This is a genomic window from Ruegeria sp. AH12 (assembly GCF_056541465.1).
Genome location: NZ_JBQFYL010000010.1, coordinates 35,604 through 55,248, shown reverse-complemented (window position 1 = coordinate 55,248; position 19,645 = coordinate 35,604). Strand labels below are relative to the sequence as shown.

21 protein-coding genes are annotated in these 19,645 nt (G+C 56.7%); 8 read left to right on the top strand and 13 right to left on the bottom strand.

What is annotated here, in order from left to right; all coding sequences use genetic code 11:
• Positions 1-20 precede the first annotated feature (20 nt).
• Positions 21-1,592 (top strand): DUF427 domain-containing protein, encoded by a 1,572-nt coding sequence (locus ACR0EL_RS14790; protein WP_480500707.1) that lies wholly within the window; start codon positions 21-23, stop codon positions 1,590-1,592.
• 113 nt (positions 1,593-1,705) lie between these two features.
• Here the strand turns inward: ACR0EL_RS14790 and ACR0EL_RS14785 are convergent, their stop codons facing one another.
• From ACR0EL_RS14785 to ACR0EL_RS14760, 6 genes are all read right to left on the bottom strand, one after another.
• The gene (locus ACR0EL_RS14785) at positions 1,706-2,500 is read right to left on the bottom strand and encodes a DUF1217 domain-containing protein (RefSeq protein WP_480500706.1); all 795 of its coding nucleotides are present in this window, start codon (positions 2,498-2,500) and stop codon (positions 1,706-1,708) included.
• Entirely contained in the window at positions 2,497-2,898 is a 402-nt protein-coding gene (gene flbT, locus ACR0EL_RS14780) for a flagellar biosynthesis repressor FlbT (RefSeq protein ID WP_353008964.1), read from the bottom strand. The genes ACR0EL_RS14785 and flbT overlap by 4 nt, the downstream gene beginning before the upstream one ends.
• A complete protein-coding gene (flaF, locus tag ACR0EL_RS14775; protein ID WP_170533496.1) occupies positions 2,898-3,272 on the bottom strand; it encodes a flagellar biosynthesis regulator FlaF in 375 nt (124 codons plus the stop codon). The genes flbT and flaF overlap by 1 nt, the downstream gene beginning before the upstream one ends.
• A 77-nt stretch (positions 3,273-3,349) precedes the next feature.
• Positions 3,350-4,600 carry a flagellin N-terminal helical domain-containing protein gene (locus ACR0EL_RS14770; RefSeq protein WP_480500704.1) on the bottom strand — a complete coding sequence of 417 codons (1,251 nt, stop codon included), beginning with the start codon at positions 4,598-4,600 and terminating at the stop codon, positions 3,350-3,352.
• A 209-nt stretch (positions 4,601-4,809) separates the two neighbouring features.
• The gene (locus ACR0EL_RS14765) at positions 4,810-5,169 is read right to left on the bottom strand and encodes a flagellar biosynthesis protein FlgN (protein ID WP_480500703.1); all 360 of its coding nucleotides are present in this window, start codon (positions 5,167-5,169) and stop codon (positions 4,810-4,812) included.
• Complete coding sequence (locus tag ACR0EL_RS14760) at positions 5,159-5,428, bottom strand: rod-binding protein (protein ID WP_170533505.1); 270 nt, start codon at positions 5,426-5,428, stop codon at positions 5,159-5,161. Before ACR0EL_RS14760 ends, ACR0EL_RS14765 begins: the two co-directional genes overlap by 11 nt.
• A 113-nt stretch (positions 5,429-5,541) precedes the next feature.
• On the opposite strand from ACR0EL_RS14760, the gene ACR0EL_RS14755 reads away from it, so the two are divergent.
• From ACR0EL_RS14755 to ACR0EL_RS14745, 3 genes are read left to right on the top strand one after another with little or no spacing between them, the layout of a single operon-like run.
• Positions 5,542-6,768 (top strand): flagellar hook-length control protein FliK, encoded by a 1,227-nt coding sequence (locus ACR0EL_RS14755; protein WP_480500701.1) that lies wholly within the window; start codon positions 5,542-5,544, stop codon positions 6,766-6,768.
• Positions 6,769-6,770: 2 nt separating this feature from the next.
• On the top strand, positions 6,771-7,433 hold the full coding sequence (locus ACR0EL_RS14750; RefSeq protein WP_353008954.1) for a flagellar hook capping FlgD N-terminal domain-containing protein: 663 nt from the start codon (positions 6,771-6,773) through the stop codon (positions 7,431-7,433).
• A gap of 58 nt (positions 7,434-7,491) precedes the next feature.
• Complete coding sequence (locus tag ACR0EL_RS14745) at positions 7,492-8,358, top strand: phosphotransferase (protein WP_480500700.1); 867 nt, start codon at positions 7,492-7,494, stop codon at positions 8,356-8,358.
• 7 nt (positions 8,359-8,365) lie between these two features.
• Here ACR0EL_RS14745 and ACR0EL_RS14740 read toward each other — a convergent pair whose 3' ends face one another.
• From ACR0EL_RS14740 to ACR0EL_RS14720, 5 genes are all read right to left on the bottom strand, one after another.
• Positions 8,366-9,667, bottom strand: coding sequence for an NAD(P)/FAD-dependent oxidoreductase (locus ACR0EL_RS14740; protein ID WP_480500698.1), 1,302 nt, complete (start codon positions 9,665-9,667; stop codon positions 8,366-8,368).
• Entirely contained in the window at positions 9,664-10,482 is an 819-nt protein-coding gene (locus ACR0EL_RS14735; protein ID WP_480500697.1) for an ABC transporter permease, read from the bottom strand. The genes ACR0EL_RS14740 and ACR0EL_RS14735 overlap by 4 nt, the downstream gene beginning before the upstream one ends.
• Positions 10,479-11,369, bottom strand: a complete 891-nt coding sequence (locus ACR0EL_RS14730) for an ABC transporter permease subunit (protein ID WP_480500696.1) — start codon at positions 11,367-11,369, stop codon at positions 10,479-10,481. The genes ACR0EL_RS14735 and ACR0EL_RS14730 overlap by 4 nt, the downstream gene beginning before the upstream one ends.
• Positions 11,369-12,496, bottom strand: a complete 1,128-nt coding sequence (locus ACR0EL_RS14725) for an ABC transporter ATP-binding protein (protein WP_480500695.1) — start codon at positions 12,494-12,496, stop codon at positions 11,369-11,371. Before ACR0EL_RS14725 ends, ACR0EL_RS14730 begins: the two co-directional genes overlap by 1 nt.
• A gap of 66 nt (positions 12,497-12,562) precedes the next feature.
• A complete protein-coding gene (locus tag ACR0EL_RS14720) occupies positions 12,563-13,648 on the bottom strand; it encodes a polyamine ABC transporter substrate-binding protein (RefSeq protein ID WP_480500693.1) in 1,086 nt (361 codons plus the stop codon).
• Between the two features lie 176 nt (positions 13,649-13,824).
• On the opposite strand from ACR0EL_RS14720, the gene ACR0EL_RS14715 reads away from it, so the two are divergent.
• From ACR0EL_RS14715 to ACR0EL_RS14700, 4 genes are all read left to right on the top strand, one after another.
• Positions 13,825-14,472 carry a GntR family transcriptional regulator gene (locus tag ACR0EL_RS14715; RefSeq protein ID WP_480500691.1) on the top strand — a complete coding sequence of 216 codons (648 nt, stop codon included), beginning with the start codon at positions 13,825-13,827 and terminating at the stop codon, positions 14,470-14,472.
• Between the two features lie 71 nt (positions 14,473-14,543).
• Positions 14,544-15,941, top strand: a complete 1,398-nt coding sequence (locus tag ACR0EL_RS14710; RefSeq protein WP_480500689.1) for an aspartate aminotransferase family protein — start codon at positions 14,544-14,546, stop codon at positions 15,939-15,941.
• A gap of 238 nt (positions 15,942-16,179) precedes the next feature.
• Complete coding sequence (locus ACR0EL_RS14705; protein WP_480500688.1) at positions 16,180-16,689, top strand: hypothetical protein; 510 nt, start codon at positions 16,180-16,182, stop codon at positions 16,687-16,689.
• A gap of 183 nt (positions 16,690-16,872) precedes the next feature.
• A complete protein-coding gene (locus ACR0EL_RS14700) occupies positions 16,873-17,355 on the top strand; it encodes a hypothetical protein (RefSeq protein WP_480500687.1) in 483 nt (160 codons plus the stop codon).
• A gap of 130 nt (positions 17,356-17,485) precedes the next feature.
• Here the strand turns inward: ACR0EL_RS14700 and ACR0EL_RS14695 are convergent, their stop codons facing one another.
• Both ACR0EL_RS14695 and ACR0EL_RS14690 read right to left on the bottom strand, forming a co-directional pair.
• Positions 17,486-18,778 (bottom strand): lytic murein transglycosylase, encoded by a 1,293-nt coding sequence (locus tag ACR0EL_RS14695; RefSeq protein WP_480500685.1) that lies wholly within the window; start codon positions 18,776-18,778, stop codon positions 17,486-17,488.
• A gap of 90 nt (positions 18,779-18,868) precedes the next feature.
• Positions 18,869-19,582: a helix-turn-helix transcriptional regulator gene (locus ACR0EL_RS14690; protein WP_480500800.1), complete on the bottom strand. Its 714-nt coding sequence runs from the start codon at positions 19,580-19,582 to the stop codon at positions 18,869-18,871.
• Between the last annotated feature and the right edge of the window lie 63 nt (positions 19,583-19,645).

Genomic DNA, 19,645 nt, shown 5'->3' with positions numbered 1-19,645 from the left:
CATGGCAAGGGAGGTCGATCATGAACGTCCACGCCACACCAAGAACCACGGGCTATGGAATCTCGGTTGAACCGCTAAAGGGCAAGATCGCCATTTATCGGAACGATACTCTGTTGGCCGAAAGTCATAGCGCCAAGGTGATGTATGAAACTCGCTTGCCGCCGACCATCTACATCCCCCGCGATGATCTGTGCGTCGACCTGAGCGCCGAAACCGAGTTGCAAACCTTCTGTCCGTTCAAAGGCACCGCGACGTATCACGACATAACAGTACACGGCGAGCATCTGGCCAACTCCGTCTGGGCCTATGAGCAAGCTTTGCCAGAAAGCATCGCCATTCAGGGCCATATCGGATTTATGCCCGGCGCTTACACCGATATCGACCTGGGTCAGAACCAGCTGCGCGATCCAGATGACGGTAACATCAGCGGCCCATTGATCGATTGGTTGATGCGAGGTGCTTCAACCGCGACGACGCCCGAGGCTTTTACCAAAGCCCTGGCCAAGAAAATGCTGGAACACGGGATCGCCATCCAACGCCTAAGCATCCTCGCCTGGTCCCTGCACCCGCTGATCGCGGGGAAGCATTTTATATGGGAAAAGGATCAGGATGAAATCCTGACCCGCGCGCCGACTTATGAAATCTATGACCATCCGGCCTTTATCAACAGCCCCTTGCGGCACGTTTCCAATGGGCTGGGCGGTGTACGTCAGCGGTTGAATGATGAAAACCCGCATAACAGCTTTCCCATCATGGAGGATTTGCGTGAGAAAGGTGCGACAGACTACGTGGCGATGCCCCTGCCTTTCTCGGACGGGCGCACGAATGTTCTGACCCTCACCTGCGACCACCCCAATGGCTTTACCACCGAAAACCTGGGGCTGGTATTCGAATGCTCATCGGTCATCGCGCGCTATTACGAAGTGTTCATGCAACGCGAAAATGCGCAGGTGCTGTTGGAGACATATGTCGGCAAACGGTCAGGCGCGCGGGTTCTGGGCGGTGAAATCCGGCGTGGTGACGGCGATGAGATCGACGCCGCGATCATGTTTTGTGACTTGCGCAACTCTACCAGTCTGGAGGAACAGCTGGGTCGTGAAGCCTATATCAATCTCTTGAATGAGTTTTTCGAAACTGTCTCGGAAATCGTGCACGAGAACGGTGGCGAGGTGCTGAAGTTCATCGGCGATGCTGTGCTTGCGGTTTTCCCGGCCTTGGATGACCCAGACCTCGCGCGCGAAAGTGCACAGCGCACGGCGATTAACATCGTGGAACGGTTGGGCGAGTTGCGGCAATCGGGCACCGATATTCACTGCGATTGTTCAATCGGGCTGGCCTATGGGCGCGTGACTTATGGCAATGTCGGATCGCGCGAGAGGCTGGATTTTACGGTCATCGGCCACGCGGCAAATGTGGCAGCACGACTAGGTGAGTTTGGCAAAACGGTTGGCCATCGCATTGTTGTGTCCGAAGACATCGCCCCTGCCTGTGCCCATGCGCAGCCCTTGGGTGAAGTTGCCCTGCATAATGTATCAAAGCCTGTTAACTCTTACGCCCTGCGCACATCCGCGGATGAGATACTGAATTCTTAGTAAGCCCGACAGCAGTTTCTTCGTCGCAAGAGCGGTTCGCCTACTCACACAGCATTGGCCAACCCTCGGAGTGGCACACGTGAAAGTTCTAGTGGTCGAGTACCAACCTCTGCCTACACTGCCCCCAGCAAGACAAGCGCAGTCTGTGCTGGCGAGATAGTGCTCTGCAACTGTGCGATCTGACTGCGCGCTAGATAGGTGTCGGTCAATCTCGTTGCCGCGTCTTCGTCGGTGAATTGCGCCAGATCATCAGACCCGGTCAACCGAAGCAGCCTGTCCTTGAATTCGACCAACTGCTTGTCGATATCCAGCTGCCCAAACGACGAGGGCAACCCCAGCGCCGTTTCCATCATGCTGCGCAGCGGAGGCCGACCCATCAGATCGAACCATTTGGTGTCAACGCTGACGTTCTCCTGCGCCAGTTCGGTCAGCGCATGTTGAGCATACAGGGCGATCCGCATCGTCTCATCCGATTCACCAACCGAAATCTCGAACCGGGCCGTCATGTTGTCCTGAGCAACCTGTTCCATCAAAAACGCAAAGCCGGTTCGCCGAATCTGACCGGGCCCGAACCCAAACGCGTCCGAAAACTCCCGGTACCTTTTGTCGGCCAAACGATTGGACAAGGCATCATCCGCACTGGTCCCGTCTTCCAGAATCTTTCGGACGAAAAACCGATTGTCCAGATCGCCTTCCAGACCAAAGGCCCCCAGCGCGACCTGCAACAGACGCCGATCCGAAACCAGCTGCTCGGCCGTTTCAATCTTGCCGATGTTTTCCAGGAAGTAGCGATTCTCGCGCTCGTTGATATTCGAGCTCGAAAAAGCCTGAAACTGCGAGTCGTACGTTCGCTGGAGGAAGCGCCATCCGACCAATCCACCCGTGGGTATGACGGGTTGGAATGTCATTGCTGATAAGCCATCAAACGCTCTTCTCGCGGCAAGAGTGAACGAAGGGATTTGAGGCATTTGTAGTACTGCTCGCCTACCAATGCATCCGTGGCCTCGCCCAGCACACGACGGCTGTCGGAATCTGTGAAAACCTGGCTCAATTCCTCGACCCGGCGCAGCAATTGCTGGCGCGCTTCAACAGGGTCCATATCCCCTGACAGAACAAGTTGTGCGGCATAACACACGCGCCGGACAGGGGTGTTAACCTCATCGGGGTGTATCGCGTCTCGCAGCCGCAGAACATTGGCCTGAGGCGTCATGATCGAGAACCGGCTGCGACGGTCTCCATTTTCAATCACAACACCGTTTATCAGAACCCTCTCTTTCGGGGCGAGTTTCAAAACCAGCCCCCCCATTATGCCGCCCCACCCTGACGCAGGCCGCGCAAGACCGCCGTATTGATCTCCAACAATGGTTCCACGGTGGCGTTGTTGCCAAGGACCTGACTGCTATGGTGTTCCGTGAATTCTGCCAGATAGAATATCCGCGCGCGTAGTTCATTGGGCAAGGCGTTGTCGGAATCTGAAACGCCCGTCGCCAGAACCGTCCACAAGCGACGGTTTTCATGTACTGCCTGCACGAAGGCGGCGAAATCAGTTGTCTTGCTGGCTGCGGCCGCTTTCAGGCGGCGTGTGATTTTCGAGATCGCCTCGAATTCAGTGTCTCGTGGTGTACGAACAGGAGCGGCAGTTTGCGCATAAGCATTGTGAGCAAGCATTTGCGGGGTCACTTGAAATCCTTCCAATTGGCCGTCTTCAGGCGGTCAGAACCGGGGCGCGAAGTCCGCGCCCCGGCCAAGCTCCGGGATTAGCGGAACAGCGACAGGATCGACTGCGGTGCCTGGTTGGCAATCGACAGCGACTGAGTTGCCAGCTGCTGCTGCACCTGCAACGCCTGCAGACGAGCCGAGGTTTCCTCCATATCCGCATCAACCATCGCGCCGATGCCGGATTTGAATGAGTCGGTCAGCTTCGACACAAAGTCCTGCTGGGTCTCGATCCGGCCCTGGGCCGAACCAAAAGCAGCAGCTGCGTCAATCGACGTGTCGATCAGCGATTCAATCGTGCCAAGTGCAGCAGCGGCACCTGCATCGGTGGATACGTCAATCGAGCTAAGCGCACCCAGACCACCCGAACCGGCATTTGAGAACTGAGCAGATACCGAGATATCCTGATCCGCGTCAGCCCCGGCAGCCGCCGTACCTGTTGCGAAGGACAGTGTATTCGGAGCGCTCGACGAGTCGTAGTCGACCGCCAGTCCGGTGATGCCAAGCGCATCAATCTCGTTCTTCAGGCCAACCGCCACCAATGCGTCGGTATAGTTCTCGTCATACGTGCCAGAAGGATCGAGGTCGCTGTCCTGGATGGTGTAGGACACCTCTTGATCGCCAACCCGAATCGAGACCCGGTCGCCAACTTCGAAGTTGTCAGTGGAACTGTCGATCAAGATGTCACCGGTGCCGGCTGTGCGGTCCATGGTGAACCCAGCCACATCGTTATCGGTGGTCGCACCATCCGAACCTGCAAGCACACCTTTGGCAGTATACCCACCGATGGACAGATCCTGGCTGGCGACCGAGATAGACGCCGAGTTGACAGCGCCGGTGCCATCACGGTCCAGCGAAGACAGGATCGAAACGGTACCCGCAGAACCATCCACAAGGTTCAAGCCATTGAACTGTGCGGCGCCAACAACCGATGCAATTTGATCCCGCAGCGCTGTCACGTCATCATTGATCTTGGCCCGATCGACGTTTCCTTCCTGCGCGGCGACGATCTTGCCTTTCATCTGGGTCAGAAGGTCGGTCACAGTTTCAGATGCGTTCCGCGCAACCGCCACAGTAGACTCACCCAATGCAAGGCTGTCTTTAATCGCATTGAAGCCTTTGACGTCCGACTCCATCACTTTCGAAATCGCCCAGACCGCCGAGTTATCCTTGGCAGTTGCGACGTCCTTGCCTGTTGAAATAGCGTTCTGCGTCATCGCCAGGTTTTTGTTGACCGACTTCAGGGTCTGCAGCGCAACCATTGCGCCATTGTTTGTCAGAATGCTGGACATTGCTGTCATCCTTTCACTTCGGGCGATTTGCGCCCATGTTCATCCCACAGAGAACTGCAGGCTTGGCTGTCTTTCTGACCCGTGCGATGCGCCCTGTGGCCATTCGCGCCACCTGCTGATTTCAGGTGCAGGGACACTTTTGGCGCTGATCCCCTAACGGAGTGCTAAGATGCCCGACCCCGAAACTTCAGATTTGAATCAACACGGCACTAAGCCCGTTTTTCGAGCTTTGCGTGGCTGCGAACTGCAAAACCGCTGCGTTGCCCGTCGGCCCCATAGATGCTGAACTCCTGCCGTACGCGGCGCAGTTCGGCCATGCGGGCGGCAACGGCGCGGATGCCATCTGCTGCGCTGTTTAACAAAGCCTGGTTACGTTCGACCTTCTGCTGAACCCGAATCAGATCGGCACTGTCGCGCACCTGCAGATCATTGATCGCGCCGATCAGTTTCTCTTTTTCCGGCACCATATGCGTCAGGCGGTCCAGATCGCCATCCACCAACGCCGTGCGTTCAAGATCCAGAATCTCTTCCAAAGATTTAATGAGCGTCATGCTTGGTTCAGCCGTCATTGAATTTCTCCATCATTGAATTGAACAGAATTTCGGACAGACCGACGCCGCCCGACTGGGCCAATTGCTGGGCCTGATGCTGGACAAGGAAAGATGAAAACTGATCCTCACCTGCGCCGCCGCCGAAGGAATCGCGCGATTCACCCAGCCCTGCGGATTTCAGCATCTCAGCCAGAAATGTCGCCTCAAGCTCGACCGCCGCGGCCTGCAGCTTATCTGCGTTGGTTTGAACCGGTTGGGGCAGTGCCGTGACCTTCATCGCTTTCTCCGAAATTTACATCGAACTTTCTCGATCAAAGATGAAAGCGGTTAAAATAAACGTAACTTCCTGCGGGCAGATTTCTGATCAGACATGACGGAGCCCGGAGCAAAATGCCCAACCCGCTTACACTGATGACAGCTGCCACAACCTCGACCGTCAAACCCGAGGCGGGCTCAGAGAAAGCGCGCCATAACAAAGCCGGGAGCCAGTTTCAGGATATTCTTGATGAACAGGACGCGCCACCTGAGCTGGAAATCTCGTCCGAAGATCTGCCAAAGGATCAAGATGCCCCAATGGCGGCCGAAACCGATATCCCCCCGGTCAAAGGTGATCCTCCGGGGTTGGATGTCGCCGCATCTGACCCGACCCCGCGTCTCGGAACTCAAAACCCTGTCGAGGTGGGGCAAACAGCATTCACAGTCACGCCAACACAAGCGCAGCCTGGGGATGAGGTTATAGCACAGCAAGGACGAGGCGGGGCGGATATGCCGCCAGAATCGACACATAGTTCGATGCCCAAATCACCAATCGAGCCTGCAGACCCACTGCAGCAAGTTCACTCAAAGCCACAAGGGGAAACCCTCGTGGCTCAAAAGGATGTGGCCAATCGTCCCGACACCAGTGTGATCGCGATACACACCGCTACAACGCAAGCAAAAGACATGTCCGTACAGGTCGATGCGGTGCCTGCTGACAAAGCCCCGGATACGGCTCCCACCGCCGTGCAACCGCAGAAGCCAGCACAAGCCGTGCCCACTGGGGCAGTCGGTATCAGCGCCGCGCAATTGCGATTGACGGCCACTGCCCAGCAGCGTGACGCAGAACAGGCTGCTAAAGTCGATATCGCCGAACCTGTTGCTGCCTTGGGTGAGGAGCCTGTTTTGCAATCAACCCGCGATTCGGCGGCACCGCTCAGCGCGCCTGCACAGGCGGCGCGAGCTGAGGTTGCGCGGGCAATCGCGGGCCAGATGGCCGCAGCCATACAGGCGCGGGCTGGCTCCGGCGCAATCGAGATTGCTCTGAACCCCGAGGAGTTGGGGCGCGTTTCCATTATTCTGAATGGTCGCGAGGACGGGTTTCACATGACAATCGCCACAGAACGGCCCGAGACACTGGACCTGATGCGCCGCCATATCGCGGTGCTGTCCGAAGAGTTTCAGAAACTGGGTTATGGCGACCTGTCATTTGATCTCGGGAGTTCCTCGGATTCGCAGCAAAATCCGCTTGATCACCAAACCGCGAACAACTTCGACCTGACGCCCGAGGACCAGAGCGCGCAGGCAACCCCGTTTCCCAAGAAACTTGCCCTGGGCCGGGGCATTGATATGAGGCTTTAAACATGATCAATCCAACACAGGCCGCTCAGACATCGGTTCAATCACAAGCAACCTCGGGGTCAAAGACCAGTGCAATCGCCTCGGATTTCGAAACCTTTCTGTTGATGATGACGACGCAAGCCCAGAATCAGGATCCGCTGGACCCGATGGATTCAGCCGAATACGCCTCGCAACTTGCGCAGTTTTCGATGGTGGAACAGCAAGTTCAGACCAACGATCTACTGGCGTCACTCACCTCCAGCATGGGCAGCCTGAACCTGGGCGAACTGGCGAATTGGGTCGGCATGGACGTCCGGTCAACATCCGGGTTCAGCTTCGATAGTCAGCCGGTGACGCTGTTTGCGGCTCCACATGAAGCTGCGGATCAAGCTACGCTGACCGTGCGGGACGCTGATGGAGAAGTGGTTTCCACCTCGGATGTCCCGCTTGATCAGACCGAATTTACCTGGGCCGGAACCGATTCTGATGGCGACCCGCTGCCGCCGGGGAACTACACCGCAACCCTCAGCAGCTATCAGGATGGAGAGCGTTTGTCTGAAACACCTGTCGCCTCATACGGCCGGGTTGTTGAAGCGCAGATTGGCACGGATTCGATCTTGCTGACCCTCGAAGGCGGGCAGATTGTTCCCACACATCAGGTGAGCGGGGTTCGATCAGGCGCTTGATCTGATCAGAAGCGCAGGCCAAACCTAGGCGGATCGCGATTCGCCCCTAGAACTGGTTTTGACCCTGCCAAACTTTTCCGCCCCTCCGACCGATCTTGTGCACCAGCTTTCCGACCAAAAGCTGGTGCAAAACGATGCGCGTTTCGAAACGCTTTACGGCGGGCGGACCAATCAGGTCTGGAAGGTTCTGGGCGGAGACGGCGACCGCGTTCTGAAACTGTATGGTTCGTCGTTGCAAAACCCGCTGTTTCGCAACGACGCCGCGCTAGAGGCACGATGCCTTACCGCATTGGAACCTACGGGATTCGTACCGCGCCTATGCGCTGCGGGTGGCTATCATGCGGATCATTGGGTTCTGTACGATCATGCGCCCGGCGCCCCTTGGGACGATGATCCAGCGCCCGTCGCATGGTTGCTCCGGCGACTGCATCAATCAGCGGTCAGAGTAACAGCGCCAGCGGGCTGTAACGGGAGTGCCGATCTTGCCGGACATGGGCAAGACATCCTGGACCTTTGTGCCCCCGAAACCCGCGACAAACTGCTGAGCCTTAGACCAAATCACGCAGTCGCACCAACAGCAAAACTATGCCTGATCCACGGCGACCCGGTGCCCGGCAATATTCTGGTCGCTGCATCTGGGTTGACGCTGATTGACTGGCAATGCCCGGCATTGGGCGACCCGTGCGAAGACCTGGCAATGTTTCTATCCCCGGCGATGCAACTGCTCTATCGGGGTGGGCCTTTGGAGGGAGATCAGGAAAACCGCTTTTTAAGCGCTTATGGAGACCCCGACGTCCTGTCTCGATACGAACAGCTTCGACCGTGGTTCGCCTGGCGCATGGCCGCCTATTGCCTGTGGCGGATGGAAAATGGTGCCCCGGACTATGAGCGCGGGTTTCAGCTTGAAGTTGAGGCGTTGCGTTAGCTGCACATCACCAATCAGCAACCGCCATTGCCGCATAGGCGGGCGGCAACAGCGCGCGCCGCATGCGCCCCAACGGGAACCGAGCGGGCGTTTGCGTCATCGGGTGTGGTAGACCCGTCGCCTGCCCCAAAGCCAATCGCGCCAACGCACGGCCGCAATAGCTGCCCATCGCAACGCCATTGCCATGAAACGCAAACCCCGCGAACATTCCGGGATATCCCGGAACGGTCCCTGCATAGGGCAACAGCGAACGGGAAAGGCACACCATACCCGACCAGATATGGGTGATCTCAACCTCGGACCATGCCGGGAACATCCCTCTGAAATCCCGCTGCACCAAGTCCCGGATCGCCTTCTCGGACGCCTCGGAAGATCGCAGCCCCCCTCTCATTCCAAACAGAAACCGCCCATCCGGCATCAGACGAAAATAGTGCAGAAGATGCCGCGTATCGTAACACATCTGGTCCGAGGTCCAGCCCTGCCCCGCCTTTTCCGCTTGGGTCAGGGGCCGTGTGACCAGAACCGTCGATTGCGCAGGCATGTATCGGCCTGACATCCAGGCCGGGATATCCTCGCTGGAATACCCGTTTGTGCAGATCAGCACCTGATCGGCCCGCACCCGTCCCTCGGGCATCTCAAGCTCAAAACCCGACGAGGTTTTTTCGACCTTTCGCACAGGGCTGTTCTGATAAAACACCGCCCCCAATTCGGCTGCGGATTGAGCAAGCCCAAATAGGTATTTCCGAGGGTTCAATCCAAACCCGACCGGAGTCGTGTACCCGCCAAAAAACGGGCCATTCAGGCCCAACCCCGGCAAATCCTCTTGCTCGTGCAAGGTGCCGTTTTGGTCTGCGGAACGACGCAGTTTCGCCATCGCGCGCGACGAATGCGCCAGCTGGGTCTCACCAACTGAATGCGTATCAGCCGCGATCTGATTCTCCTCAAGCAAGGCGACCACTAACGCGACGGCATCATGTTCTGCTTGTTCATAAGCGGCGGCACCGTCCTGCCCAAAGCGGCGCGCTAAGGCGCTATGGCTCAGTTTCGATCCGCCCAGACAACAGAAACCGCCATTGCGCCCCGATGCGCCCCAACCTGGGGTTTCCGCTTCAAGCACGGCGACCGAAGCCCCCGCTTTGGCAAGGTGCAACGCGGCAGATGTTCCAGTGAAACCACCGCCGATGATGGCGACGTCTACTCTCTGATCACCGTTCAGTTCCGGCCACTCAGGGCTGGGGCAGGTCTCATCCCACCAACACCCATCCCGTGGACCGGGGCCGTAGGTGTAGGCGGGATAGATGCGTTTCATTCGGCGCGGGCAGCGGCCATTTCATCCTGCCGCTGCCGCATCATCGCACGTTTGGTGACCAGCGACGCGGTGATGACCCCCACCGTGACCACCGCAATCATGATAGTTGAAAGCGCGTTTATTTCCGGACTAACCCCAAGCCGGACCGCTGAGAAAATCTTGATCGGCAAGGTCGTCGCCGATGGGCCAGAGGTGAACGACGCAATCACCAGATCGTCCAACGACAGGGTAAAGGCCAGCAACCAGCCCGAGATCACGGCTGGAGCGATGATCGGCAAGGTCACAAGGCGAAACGCCTGCGCGGGGGAACAGCCCAAATCCAGCGCGGCCTCTTCCAAAGACTGATCAAATGTCACAAGGCGAGATGAGACCACAACGGATACAAAGCACATTGAGAATGTCGTGTGCGCCAGCACGATGGTCAGAATACCCCGGTCCAAACCAATCCCGATGAACAGCAACAGCAGCGAGAGGCCGGTAATCACCTCGGGCATCACCAGCGGTGCATAGATCATGCCCGAAAACAGGGTTCGCCCAAAGAAACGGCCCCCACGCACCAGCACATAGGCCGCAGCGGTGCCAAGTATCGTCGCCAATGTCGACGAAAACACCGCAACCCGGACGGTAACCCAAGCAGCGTCCAGAAACGCCTCGTTTTGGACCAGTTCGCCGTACCATTTGGTCGAGAAACCCGCCCAGACCGTGACCAGTTTGCTTTCGTTGAAGCTGAAGATGATCAGTATGATCATCGGGATGTACAGGAAGGCAAACCCCAACGTTAACGAGACGGCATTGAACCAGCTTAGCCTGCTCATTGCTCGGCCTCCGTCTGTTTTTGCTGGTTGCGCTGGAACAGCACAATCGGGATCACAAGGATCAACAGCAGAACCACGGCCACGGCGCTAGCCACGGGCCAGTCACGGTTCGAGAAGAACTCCTCCCACAGCACCTTTCCGATCATCAGCGTGCCTGATCCACCGAGAAGCGACGGAATCACGAACTCACCAATTACCGGGATCATCACAAGGAAACAGCCTGCGATGATACCGGGGCGCGACAAGGGGATGGTGACCAGCCAGAAGGCTTGTATGCGGGAACATCCAAGATCTTCGGCAGCCTCAATCAGGGATTCGTCCATTCGCTCCAGCGCCGAGTAAATCGGCAGGATCATGAAAGGCAGATAGGTGTAGACGATGCCAATATAGACCGCCGTATTGGTGTTCAGAATGGTCAGCGGAGTGGAGATAATACCCGTCCACAGAAGCAACTGGTTCAGATAGCCCTCGTTCGACAGGATGCCCATCCATGCATAGACGCGGATCAGGAATGAGGTCCAGAACGGCAGGATCACCAGCATCATCAGTGTTGGCCGCCATTCTTCGGGCGCGCGGGCCATGCCATAGGCGATCGGATAGCCCACCAGCAACGTCAGAACCGTCGAAATCAGGGCGATTTTGACGCTGGACAGGTACGCTTTCCAATACAGGTCATCCTCGGTCAGCCAGACGAAATTCTCGAAATCCAGCTGGCTGAAGAAATCTCGGATGCCAGCCCAACCCTGTGACAGGTCCAGCGTCGGCGTATAGGGCGGGATCGCAAGTTCGGTGTCGGACAGCGAAATCTTCAACACAATGAAGAACGGCACCATGAACAGCGCCAGCAGCCAGACATAGGGTACAGCAATCAGCAAGGCACGGCGCATCAGTTCGCCAGCAAAACCGCAGCCGTTGCTGTCCACGACAGCCAGACCGGGTCTTCCCAAGTAAAGGATCGGCGCGAGATACGGCGCGTGTTGGCAGATTGCGCCTTGATGATCGTGCCGTTCGACAGTTCCACGTGATAGGTCGAGAGGTTACCAAGATAGGCAATGTCCAGCACTTTGCCCTGCACCGCGTTGATTGCCTCAGCCGGGCGATCGGTCGAGATTGTTACCTTTTCGGGTCGGATCGCGAGATGGCAGGATTGACCATTCGAAAGTTCAGTGCCCGATGTCGCAGTCAGGGGTGCCTGTCCTTCGGCCCATTCGATCCGATAGGTCTCATCCCCTGTCGATGTTGCACGGCCTTCGATGATGTTCACATCTCCGATGAAGTCGGCGACATAGACCGAGTTTGGGTTTTCATAGATACGATCCGGTGTGGCGACCTGCATTAGTTTGCCTTGATCCATCACCGCCACACGGCTGGCAACGGTCATCGCCTCTTCCTGATCGTGGGTGACAATCACAAAGGTGGTGCCGGTCTTCTCCTGAATATCCATCAGTTCGAACTGCGTGTCCTGTCGCAGTTTCTTGTCCAGCGCGCCAAGGGGCTCGTCCAGCAGCAACAGCTTCGGAGCCTTCGCCAGTGACCGTGCCAATGCGACCCGCTGCCTTTGCCCACCTGAAATCTGGTGCGGCTTGCGGCGGGCGAATTGTTCCAGCCGTGTCAGGCGCAACATTTCTTCGACCCGGTCCTCAAGATCGTGCTTGGGCATGTTGTCCCGTCGCAGACCAAAGGCGATGTTGTCCCAAATGCTGAGATGCGGGAACAGCGCGTATGATTGGAACATCATGTTCACCGCCCGCTTGTTCGGTGGGATCGGATCAATGTCCTGCCCGCCCAGCATGATATGCCCCTCAGTCGGGGTCTCAAATCCAGCCAGCATCCGCATCATCGTGGTCTTGCCACAGCCCGAGGGGCCGAGCAGAGCAAAGAATTCGCGTTCGAAAATGTCCAGCGACAGGTTGTCGATGGCGGTGAAGCCCCCGAACCGTTTGGTGACATTCTGGAACTGGATCAGTGGTTTCGCCTGTGGATCATCCCACGGCGCAAAGACATCAGCGTTCAAACCGGCCCCCGTATTTCTGTACGGCAAAGAAAAACGCGGGGCGTTGTTTCGCCCCGCGCCGCAATATCAGGTGCCTGACTTGATCTTCGTCCAAAGACGGGTCACGACCCGCTGTGTCTTAGAGGGATAAGGCGTCGTGATGTAGAGGTTTTGCATCGTCGCATCATCCGGATAGATCGCCGGATCACCGATCACGTCTTCCTCCAGAAACTCCTGCGAAGCCTTGTTTCCGTTGGCGTAGTACACATAGTTCGACGCCGCGGCCATGTTTTTGGCATCCAGGATGAAGTCCAGGAACTTGTGCGCGCCCTCAGGATTGGGCGCATCCGCAGGAATAGCCATCTGGTCGAACCACATCAGCGACCCTTCGGCAAACGGATGGTACTCAATCTCGACCCCATTATCAGCCTCGGCCGCGCGGTCCCGCGCCTGAAGGATGTCACCCGACCAGCCGACGGCCACACAGATATCGCCATTGGCCAGCGCATTGATGTATTCCGAGCTGTGGAATTTCTGAATGTATGGGCGCACCGCGGTCAGCACTTCTTCTGTCTTGGCGATGACATCCGGATCATGGCTGTCAGGATCCTCACCCAGATATTGTAACGTCATCGGTATCATTTCCGCTGGTGCGTCCAGGAAATGCACACCGCACGAAGCCAGTTTTTCCATATTTTCGGGTTTCAGGACAAGGTCCATGCTGTTCAGAGCTACATCGTCGCCCAAAGCTTCTTTGACCTTGCCAACATTCACACCGATGCCGGTCGTCCCCCACATGTAGTTGATGGAATAGGCGTTGTTCGGATCGTATCCGGCAGTGCGGTTCTGAATCACGTCCCACAGATTGCCGGAATTGGCCAGTTTGGCAGCATCCAGTTCCTGAAACGCACCAGCCTGAATCTGGCGTTGAAGGAATGTGCCCGACGGCACCACGACGTCATAACCTGACCCGCCGGCCAGCATCTTTGTTTCCAGAACCTCGTTGCTGTCGAATACGTCATAGATCAGCGTCAGGCCGGTCTCTTCTTCGAACTTCGCCAGCAGGTCCTCGTCAATATAGTCGGACCAGTTGTAAACACGCACCTCTTCGGCAAAGGCTGCCGAAGTCCCCAATGCGATGACCGCTGTCAGCGTCAGCGTTTTGATTGTCATTTTTTTCTCCCTGCAAATGTCCGGGTATTTTCCCGGTTTTTCAGATTTGATCAAGTTTTGCGTTTTTCGATGGTACCGACTATGGTTCCACGAAGGGTCTGACCCCGCAAGCCGCAGGTAGCGAAACTGGAACCAGCCCATTGGATTTGATCAAAAATAAGGCAAATACAGTACAGATGAGCGACACCAAAAGCCCCGTGCATGAACAGGTCTACCACACACTCAAATCGCAAATCCTGTTTGGCGATTTGGTTCCGGGGCAACCGGTCACAATTCAGGGTTTGGCCGATGCATTGGATGTTGGAATGACACCAGTGCGCGAAGCGATTCGCAGGCTGATATCTGATGGGGCATTGGTGTTTCAGGGGAATCGACGTGTCAGTGTTCCACTGATTTCTGATTCGGATATTGACCAGATGAAATTCGCCAGAAGTTCAATAGAATCAGAACTTTCAAGACGTGCGACTCCCAATCTAAGCCCCGCTGATATTGATGAGCTGGAGCGAATTGACCAGCGTCTCGACAGTATGATCGAAGACGGCGACATCAACGGCTATCTTCGCTTGAACCATGCTTTTCACAAAGCGCTTTACGCCCATGCCCAAGCCCCGATTCTGCGTGACCTGGCCGAGCGGCTATGGCTCAGATTCGGCCCATCGCTGCGGGTTGTCAGCGGGCGATTCGGTACGCAAAGCATGCCTGACCGGCACAAAGACATCATCGCAGCGCTTCGCGAAGGAGATGCCAACAAAGCCGCTCTGGCCACTGCACAGGATGTTGAGCAAGGGATGGAGCTAATGATCGGCGCTCTGGCTTCAGCCTGAATCACGTGATTCGATTGACAGCAAAAAATTTGATCATATTGTGGCGTGCAACTGCTTGAGGAGGTTTCAGGATGTCCACCATTACCAACCACATGCCCACCGCTGAGTTGCAGGCCCTGGATGCGGCCCATCACCTTCACCCATTCTCAGCCAATGGTGCATTGGGGCAGGAGGGTGCGCGTGTCATCACCCGCGCCAAAGGCGTCTACCTGACTGATAGTGAGGGAGAAGAGATCCTCGACGCGATGGCCGGTCTGTGGTGCGTGAACATCGGCTACGGGCGCGACGAACTGGCCGACGTCGCCGCGCGTCAGATGCGCGAGCTTCCCTATTATAACACGTTTTTCAAAACGACCCACGTGCCCGCCATTGCCTTGGCGGCCAAGATTGCCGAGCTGGCACCGGGTGATCTGAACCACGTCTTCTTTGCCGCCGGAGGTTCGGAGGCGAACGACACCAACATCCGTCTGGTGCGCACCTATTGGGCCGAAAAAGGCCAGCCCGACAAGAACATCATCATCAGCCGCCATAACGCCTATCACGGATCCTCCGTGGGGTCTGCCTCGCTGGGTGGTATGGCCGGAATGCACGCACAGGGCGGTATTCCGATCCCGAATATCCACCATATCAACCAGCCGAATTGGTGGGCCGAAGGTGGCGACATGACGCCCGAAGACTTTGGCCTGGCCCGTGCGCGTGAGTTGGAAAAGGCCATTCTGGAGCTGGGTGAAAACCGCGTCGCCGCCTTTATTGCTGAACCCGTGCAAGGCGCTGGCGGGGTCATTGTCGCGCCAGACACCTATTGGCCCGAGGTTCAGCGCATTTGCGACAAATACGATATCCTGTTGATCGCCGATGAAGTGATCTGTGGCTTTGGTCGTACCGGTAACTGGTTCGGGTCGCAAACCGTCGGGATCAAGCCCCATATCATGACCATCGCCAAGGGCCTCAGCTCGGGTTATGCGCCCATCGGCGGGTCCATCGTCAACGATGAGATCGCCGAGGTGATTGGCGGAACCGAGTTCAATCACGGCTACACATATTCCGGTCATCCGGTGGCGGCAGCGGTGGCGCTGGAGAACCTACGCATCCTCGAAGAGGAAAAGATCGTCGAGCACGTCCGCGACGTCGCCGCGCCGTATCTGAAGAAAAAATGGGAGGCTCTGGCCGATCATCCGCTGGTGGGTGAGGCCAAGATCGTCGGCATGATGGCCTCGATCGCACTGACGCCCGACAAGGCCAGCCGCGCCAAATTCGCCTCGGCCCCCGGCACCGTGGGGTATATCTGCCGCGACCGTTGCTTTGCCAACAACCTGATCATGCGCCATGTGGGCGACCGGATGATCATTTCTCCACCACTTGTCCTGACTCCGGCGGATATCGACGAGATGTTCCTACGCATCCACAAATCGCTGGATGAGGCGCAGGCAGAGATTCTCGCGCAAGGGTTGATGAAGTCGGCGTCTTAAGTCGGATGGTACTATGTTCGGAAAAGGCGGCCATTCCGGCCGCCTTTTCTTTGGAACCTAGTCCGATGGCATCGTCGTCATTAAGCCCTTAGCCTTCTTTTTCGCAACTTGGCTGAAACGCCCGACAATTGGCGCAGATGCCGAAAAAATGCTCAGGTGTCTGCAGATAAACCCATCTTAACTTGCAGACATTGAACATTCGGCACCATAGTTCTTCTAACCCAAAGTTGTTTCTACGATGACCGAGACCTCGTTGAAGGAGATTATTGTGAAGTTTGACTTACTCAAAAAGGGACTTCTCGCAAGCCTTGTTGCTTTTGCGTCTGCAGCAGCTGCCGAAGAACCGAAAAGTTGGCTCTTTATGGAAGTTGCGGATACTGCTTCGCTCGAAAATGGCAAGCTGATGCTCAAGGGAATTGATGATCAGATTGTACTCTTCACGGATCGCCCATATCGCGACGCGATGAAAATGCCGGTCGAGTCGATTGTCAAAAACTGGGGTGCCGGCCCGAACAGTTTTGAATCTGATCCGCCCAACGCGGCTTTGACAGGAAAGAACGAAGGCTCACAGGTTGGGTTAATCGTCACTATCAGCAATCCCAAACTGGAGGATGGAAATCTGCAGTTTGACTATGAGACGCTGAATGGAACTGATGTCACGCACCTCGAGAACGTCTCTTTGGTAGTCGATTCGGTATACTATACCCTTCAGTGTTGGGCTTCCTGGGGCCAGGACTGCAGCAACTAGTTAAATCTGCCTTAGGCAGTGCAGTGGTCGGACGCGCAAGCGACGGCGGCAATCAAGAAATCAGGCCGATAGTGGTTTTAAGGACCCGAGCAAGTCATGCCACCATCCCTCAAAAACACACACGTTTTTAAGGTGTAGGCACCTTTATCGAATATAAAAATTTCAAAACGCCGGGAGAATGAAATGAAAATGTCAGCGAAACTCTTTGGAGCAGTGGCTGTGTTGGGTGCCATGGCATCGATCGCGATGGCGCAATCGTCTGACGACACATCAAAGCCTGAGAGTTATCTGTTCATTGAAACCGCTGATCGCGCCACGCTATCCGACGGTACCATGACCTTGCACGGAGTTAGTCCCGATGTACCCGTTTTTGCGGATCGGCCTTACCGTGCTGCGGGACAGATCAGTCGCACTGATTTTCTAAAGGCATGGAGCACTGGGCAGGACAGCTTTGAGGCAGACCCGCCGAATGCCGCGATAACCGGAGAGAGCGAAGGAAAGCAGGTTGTTCTGATCGCCGAAATCAAACAACCCAAAGCCGATGGTGACTGGGTCAGCTATGAAGTGAACATTCTGGAGGGATCCGAATTTTCCGAGCTGAATAATCCGGTCATGGTGATAGATGATAACATCTTGCAGGAAATCTTCTGTACGCCCTGGTGCTGATAGAACCGTTTGTCCTGACGGATGAGAGTTGTGAGTACAAGTTAAGCTAAGACGGCCTAGTTTTCTTTGGGCAAAACAACAGCTTTGTCCGCCTAGTGGACCCAAATGCTCTCAGCAGCCTACCACTCAATCACCGCAGCCGCTCCAACAGCTTCAAAGTCGGATACCCATCCGGCACCAATCCCTGCGCCAATTGATAAGCCCGTACAGCGTCGATCGTGTTCGGTCCGGTACGCCCGTCGACGCCTTGCGTATCAAATCCAGCTTTGGTCAGTCGGGTTTGTAGCTCCTTCTTCTCGGTAAAGCTCAGCACCCGGTCGCCGCGCGGCCAAGGGGCCTGAAACGGTGCGCGGCCTGCCAGGCGGTCGGACAGGTGACCAATGCCGATGACATAGGCATCTGCGCCGTTATAGCTCTCAATCACGCTGAAATTATCGAAGATCATCAGCGCAACGCCCTGCCCGCCAGCGGGCAGAAGGATCGCGGCCTGCCCGTGATCAGCGACAGGTTCACCATCGCGTCCAACCACACCTAGTTTCGCCCACTCCGACGGCATCAAGGTGTAATCCCGTTTGGCGGTGGCATAGTCAAACCCATCGGGCAGGCGCACTTCGACACCCCATGGCTGCCCCTTGGTCCAGCCGTGCCGAGCCAGATAGGCCGCCGCCGAGGCCAGCGCGTCGGTCGGATCATCCGACCAGATATCGCGCCGCCCATCGCCGTCGAAATCGACCGCATGATCTAGGTAAGAGGTCGGCATGAACTGCGTATGCCCCATCGCCCCGGCCCAACTGCCGATCATCCGGCCCGCGCTGACATCGCCCGCCTGAATGATCTGTAAAGCCGCGATCAGCTGGGTCTCAAAGAAGGACGCACGGCGCGCATCGAACGCCAATGTAGCCAACGACCGGATCGTCGGGTTACTGCCCCGATAGGTGCCAAACGATGTCTCGAGCCCCCAGATCGCTGTCACGACCTCCTTCTCGACGCCGTATTGCGACTCAATCCGCTTTAGGACCTTTTGGTGCCGATCCAGCGCCGCGCGCCCATTTGCGATGCGTGTATCCGAGACGGCACTGTCCAGATATTCCCAAATCGGCTTTGAGAATTCAGCCTGATTGCGATCCCGCTTGATAACGTCCAGATCATAGGACAGGTCCGCCAAGGCGTGGCCCAGCGTAGATTGTGAGATACCCTGAGCCCGCGCCCGGTCTTCAAACGCCCCAAGCCAGGCCTGAAACCGGGCGTTTCCTGCCGAGGACGCTCGTACGACCTCAACCGTGGGCCGGGGCACCGGTCGCAGGGATGTTGTAACATCCGCCGATGCCAATTGAATTTCTCCACCCACAGGCCGAATCTCGGGCCTGGGGGCGTCTTCTGCCGCTGACGCCTGCACGATGGATGCCCATAATGCGGCGGTCATGACGCCACCTATGCATTTATGCATTCCGATTTTTTTCCTGAGTACTGCTCAACTCCAAGGATAGCGCAAAATCGGCAATTCTCAAAGGTCTTAGCTGTTTTCGTCCCGCTCAAATGCGGCACGCTTTGCGCGGATCTGGGCAATAACATCGCGCAGCATTGGTATGCGATTTGGGCGAAAGCTTTGATCTGTCACCGACATTTCCCGCATGCGATCCAAGCGAAAGACGCGAAAATCCTGCCTGAGATGGCACCAGCTGAGCAAGACATTCGAGCGGTCCATGTACACAATGCTCAAGGGATCCACCCGTCTGCGGGTCTCATCCCCCTTGGCATCGGTATATGCGAATTCGACTGTGCGTTCATCCCATGTGGCCTGCCGCAGATCGGCAACTTCGATGGTCGGCGCAGGGGGGCGGTTGAACCGCGTTGCAGCAAGAACTGCATGGCTCAGCCGGTGGGATTGTCGTGGCGGCAGGCGTCCTTGAAGTTTGCGTAACGCGGCGCTGGCCGCGTCAGCCAGTGCCGGATCGCCGATCACCTGCACTTCGCGCAGTCCCAGAACCAGCGCCTCAAGCTCATCATCGGTAAAACCCAGCGGCGGCAGCGTTGCGTCTTCGATTAGGGTGAACCCGAATCCAGCCTCACCATCGATAACCGCGCCAAGGCCGCGCAGCGCATCGATATCGCGGTGGATCGTACGAGGAGACACGCCAAGATCCTCCGCCAATTGAACCGAAGTTTTCGGCGACGAGCCAGAGCGTAAGGCTTGCATCAATTGGAACAGGCGGGCGGTGCGGGACATATCGGATATTAGCTTACCCCTAATGTCAAAAACTGTCATCAGCTGTGCCTAAGGTCCGGCCAT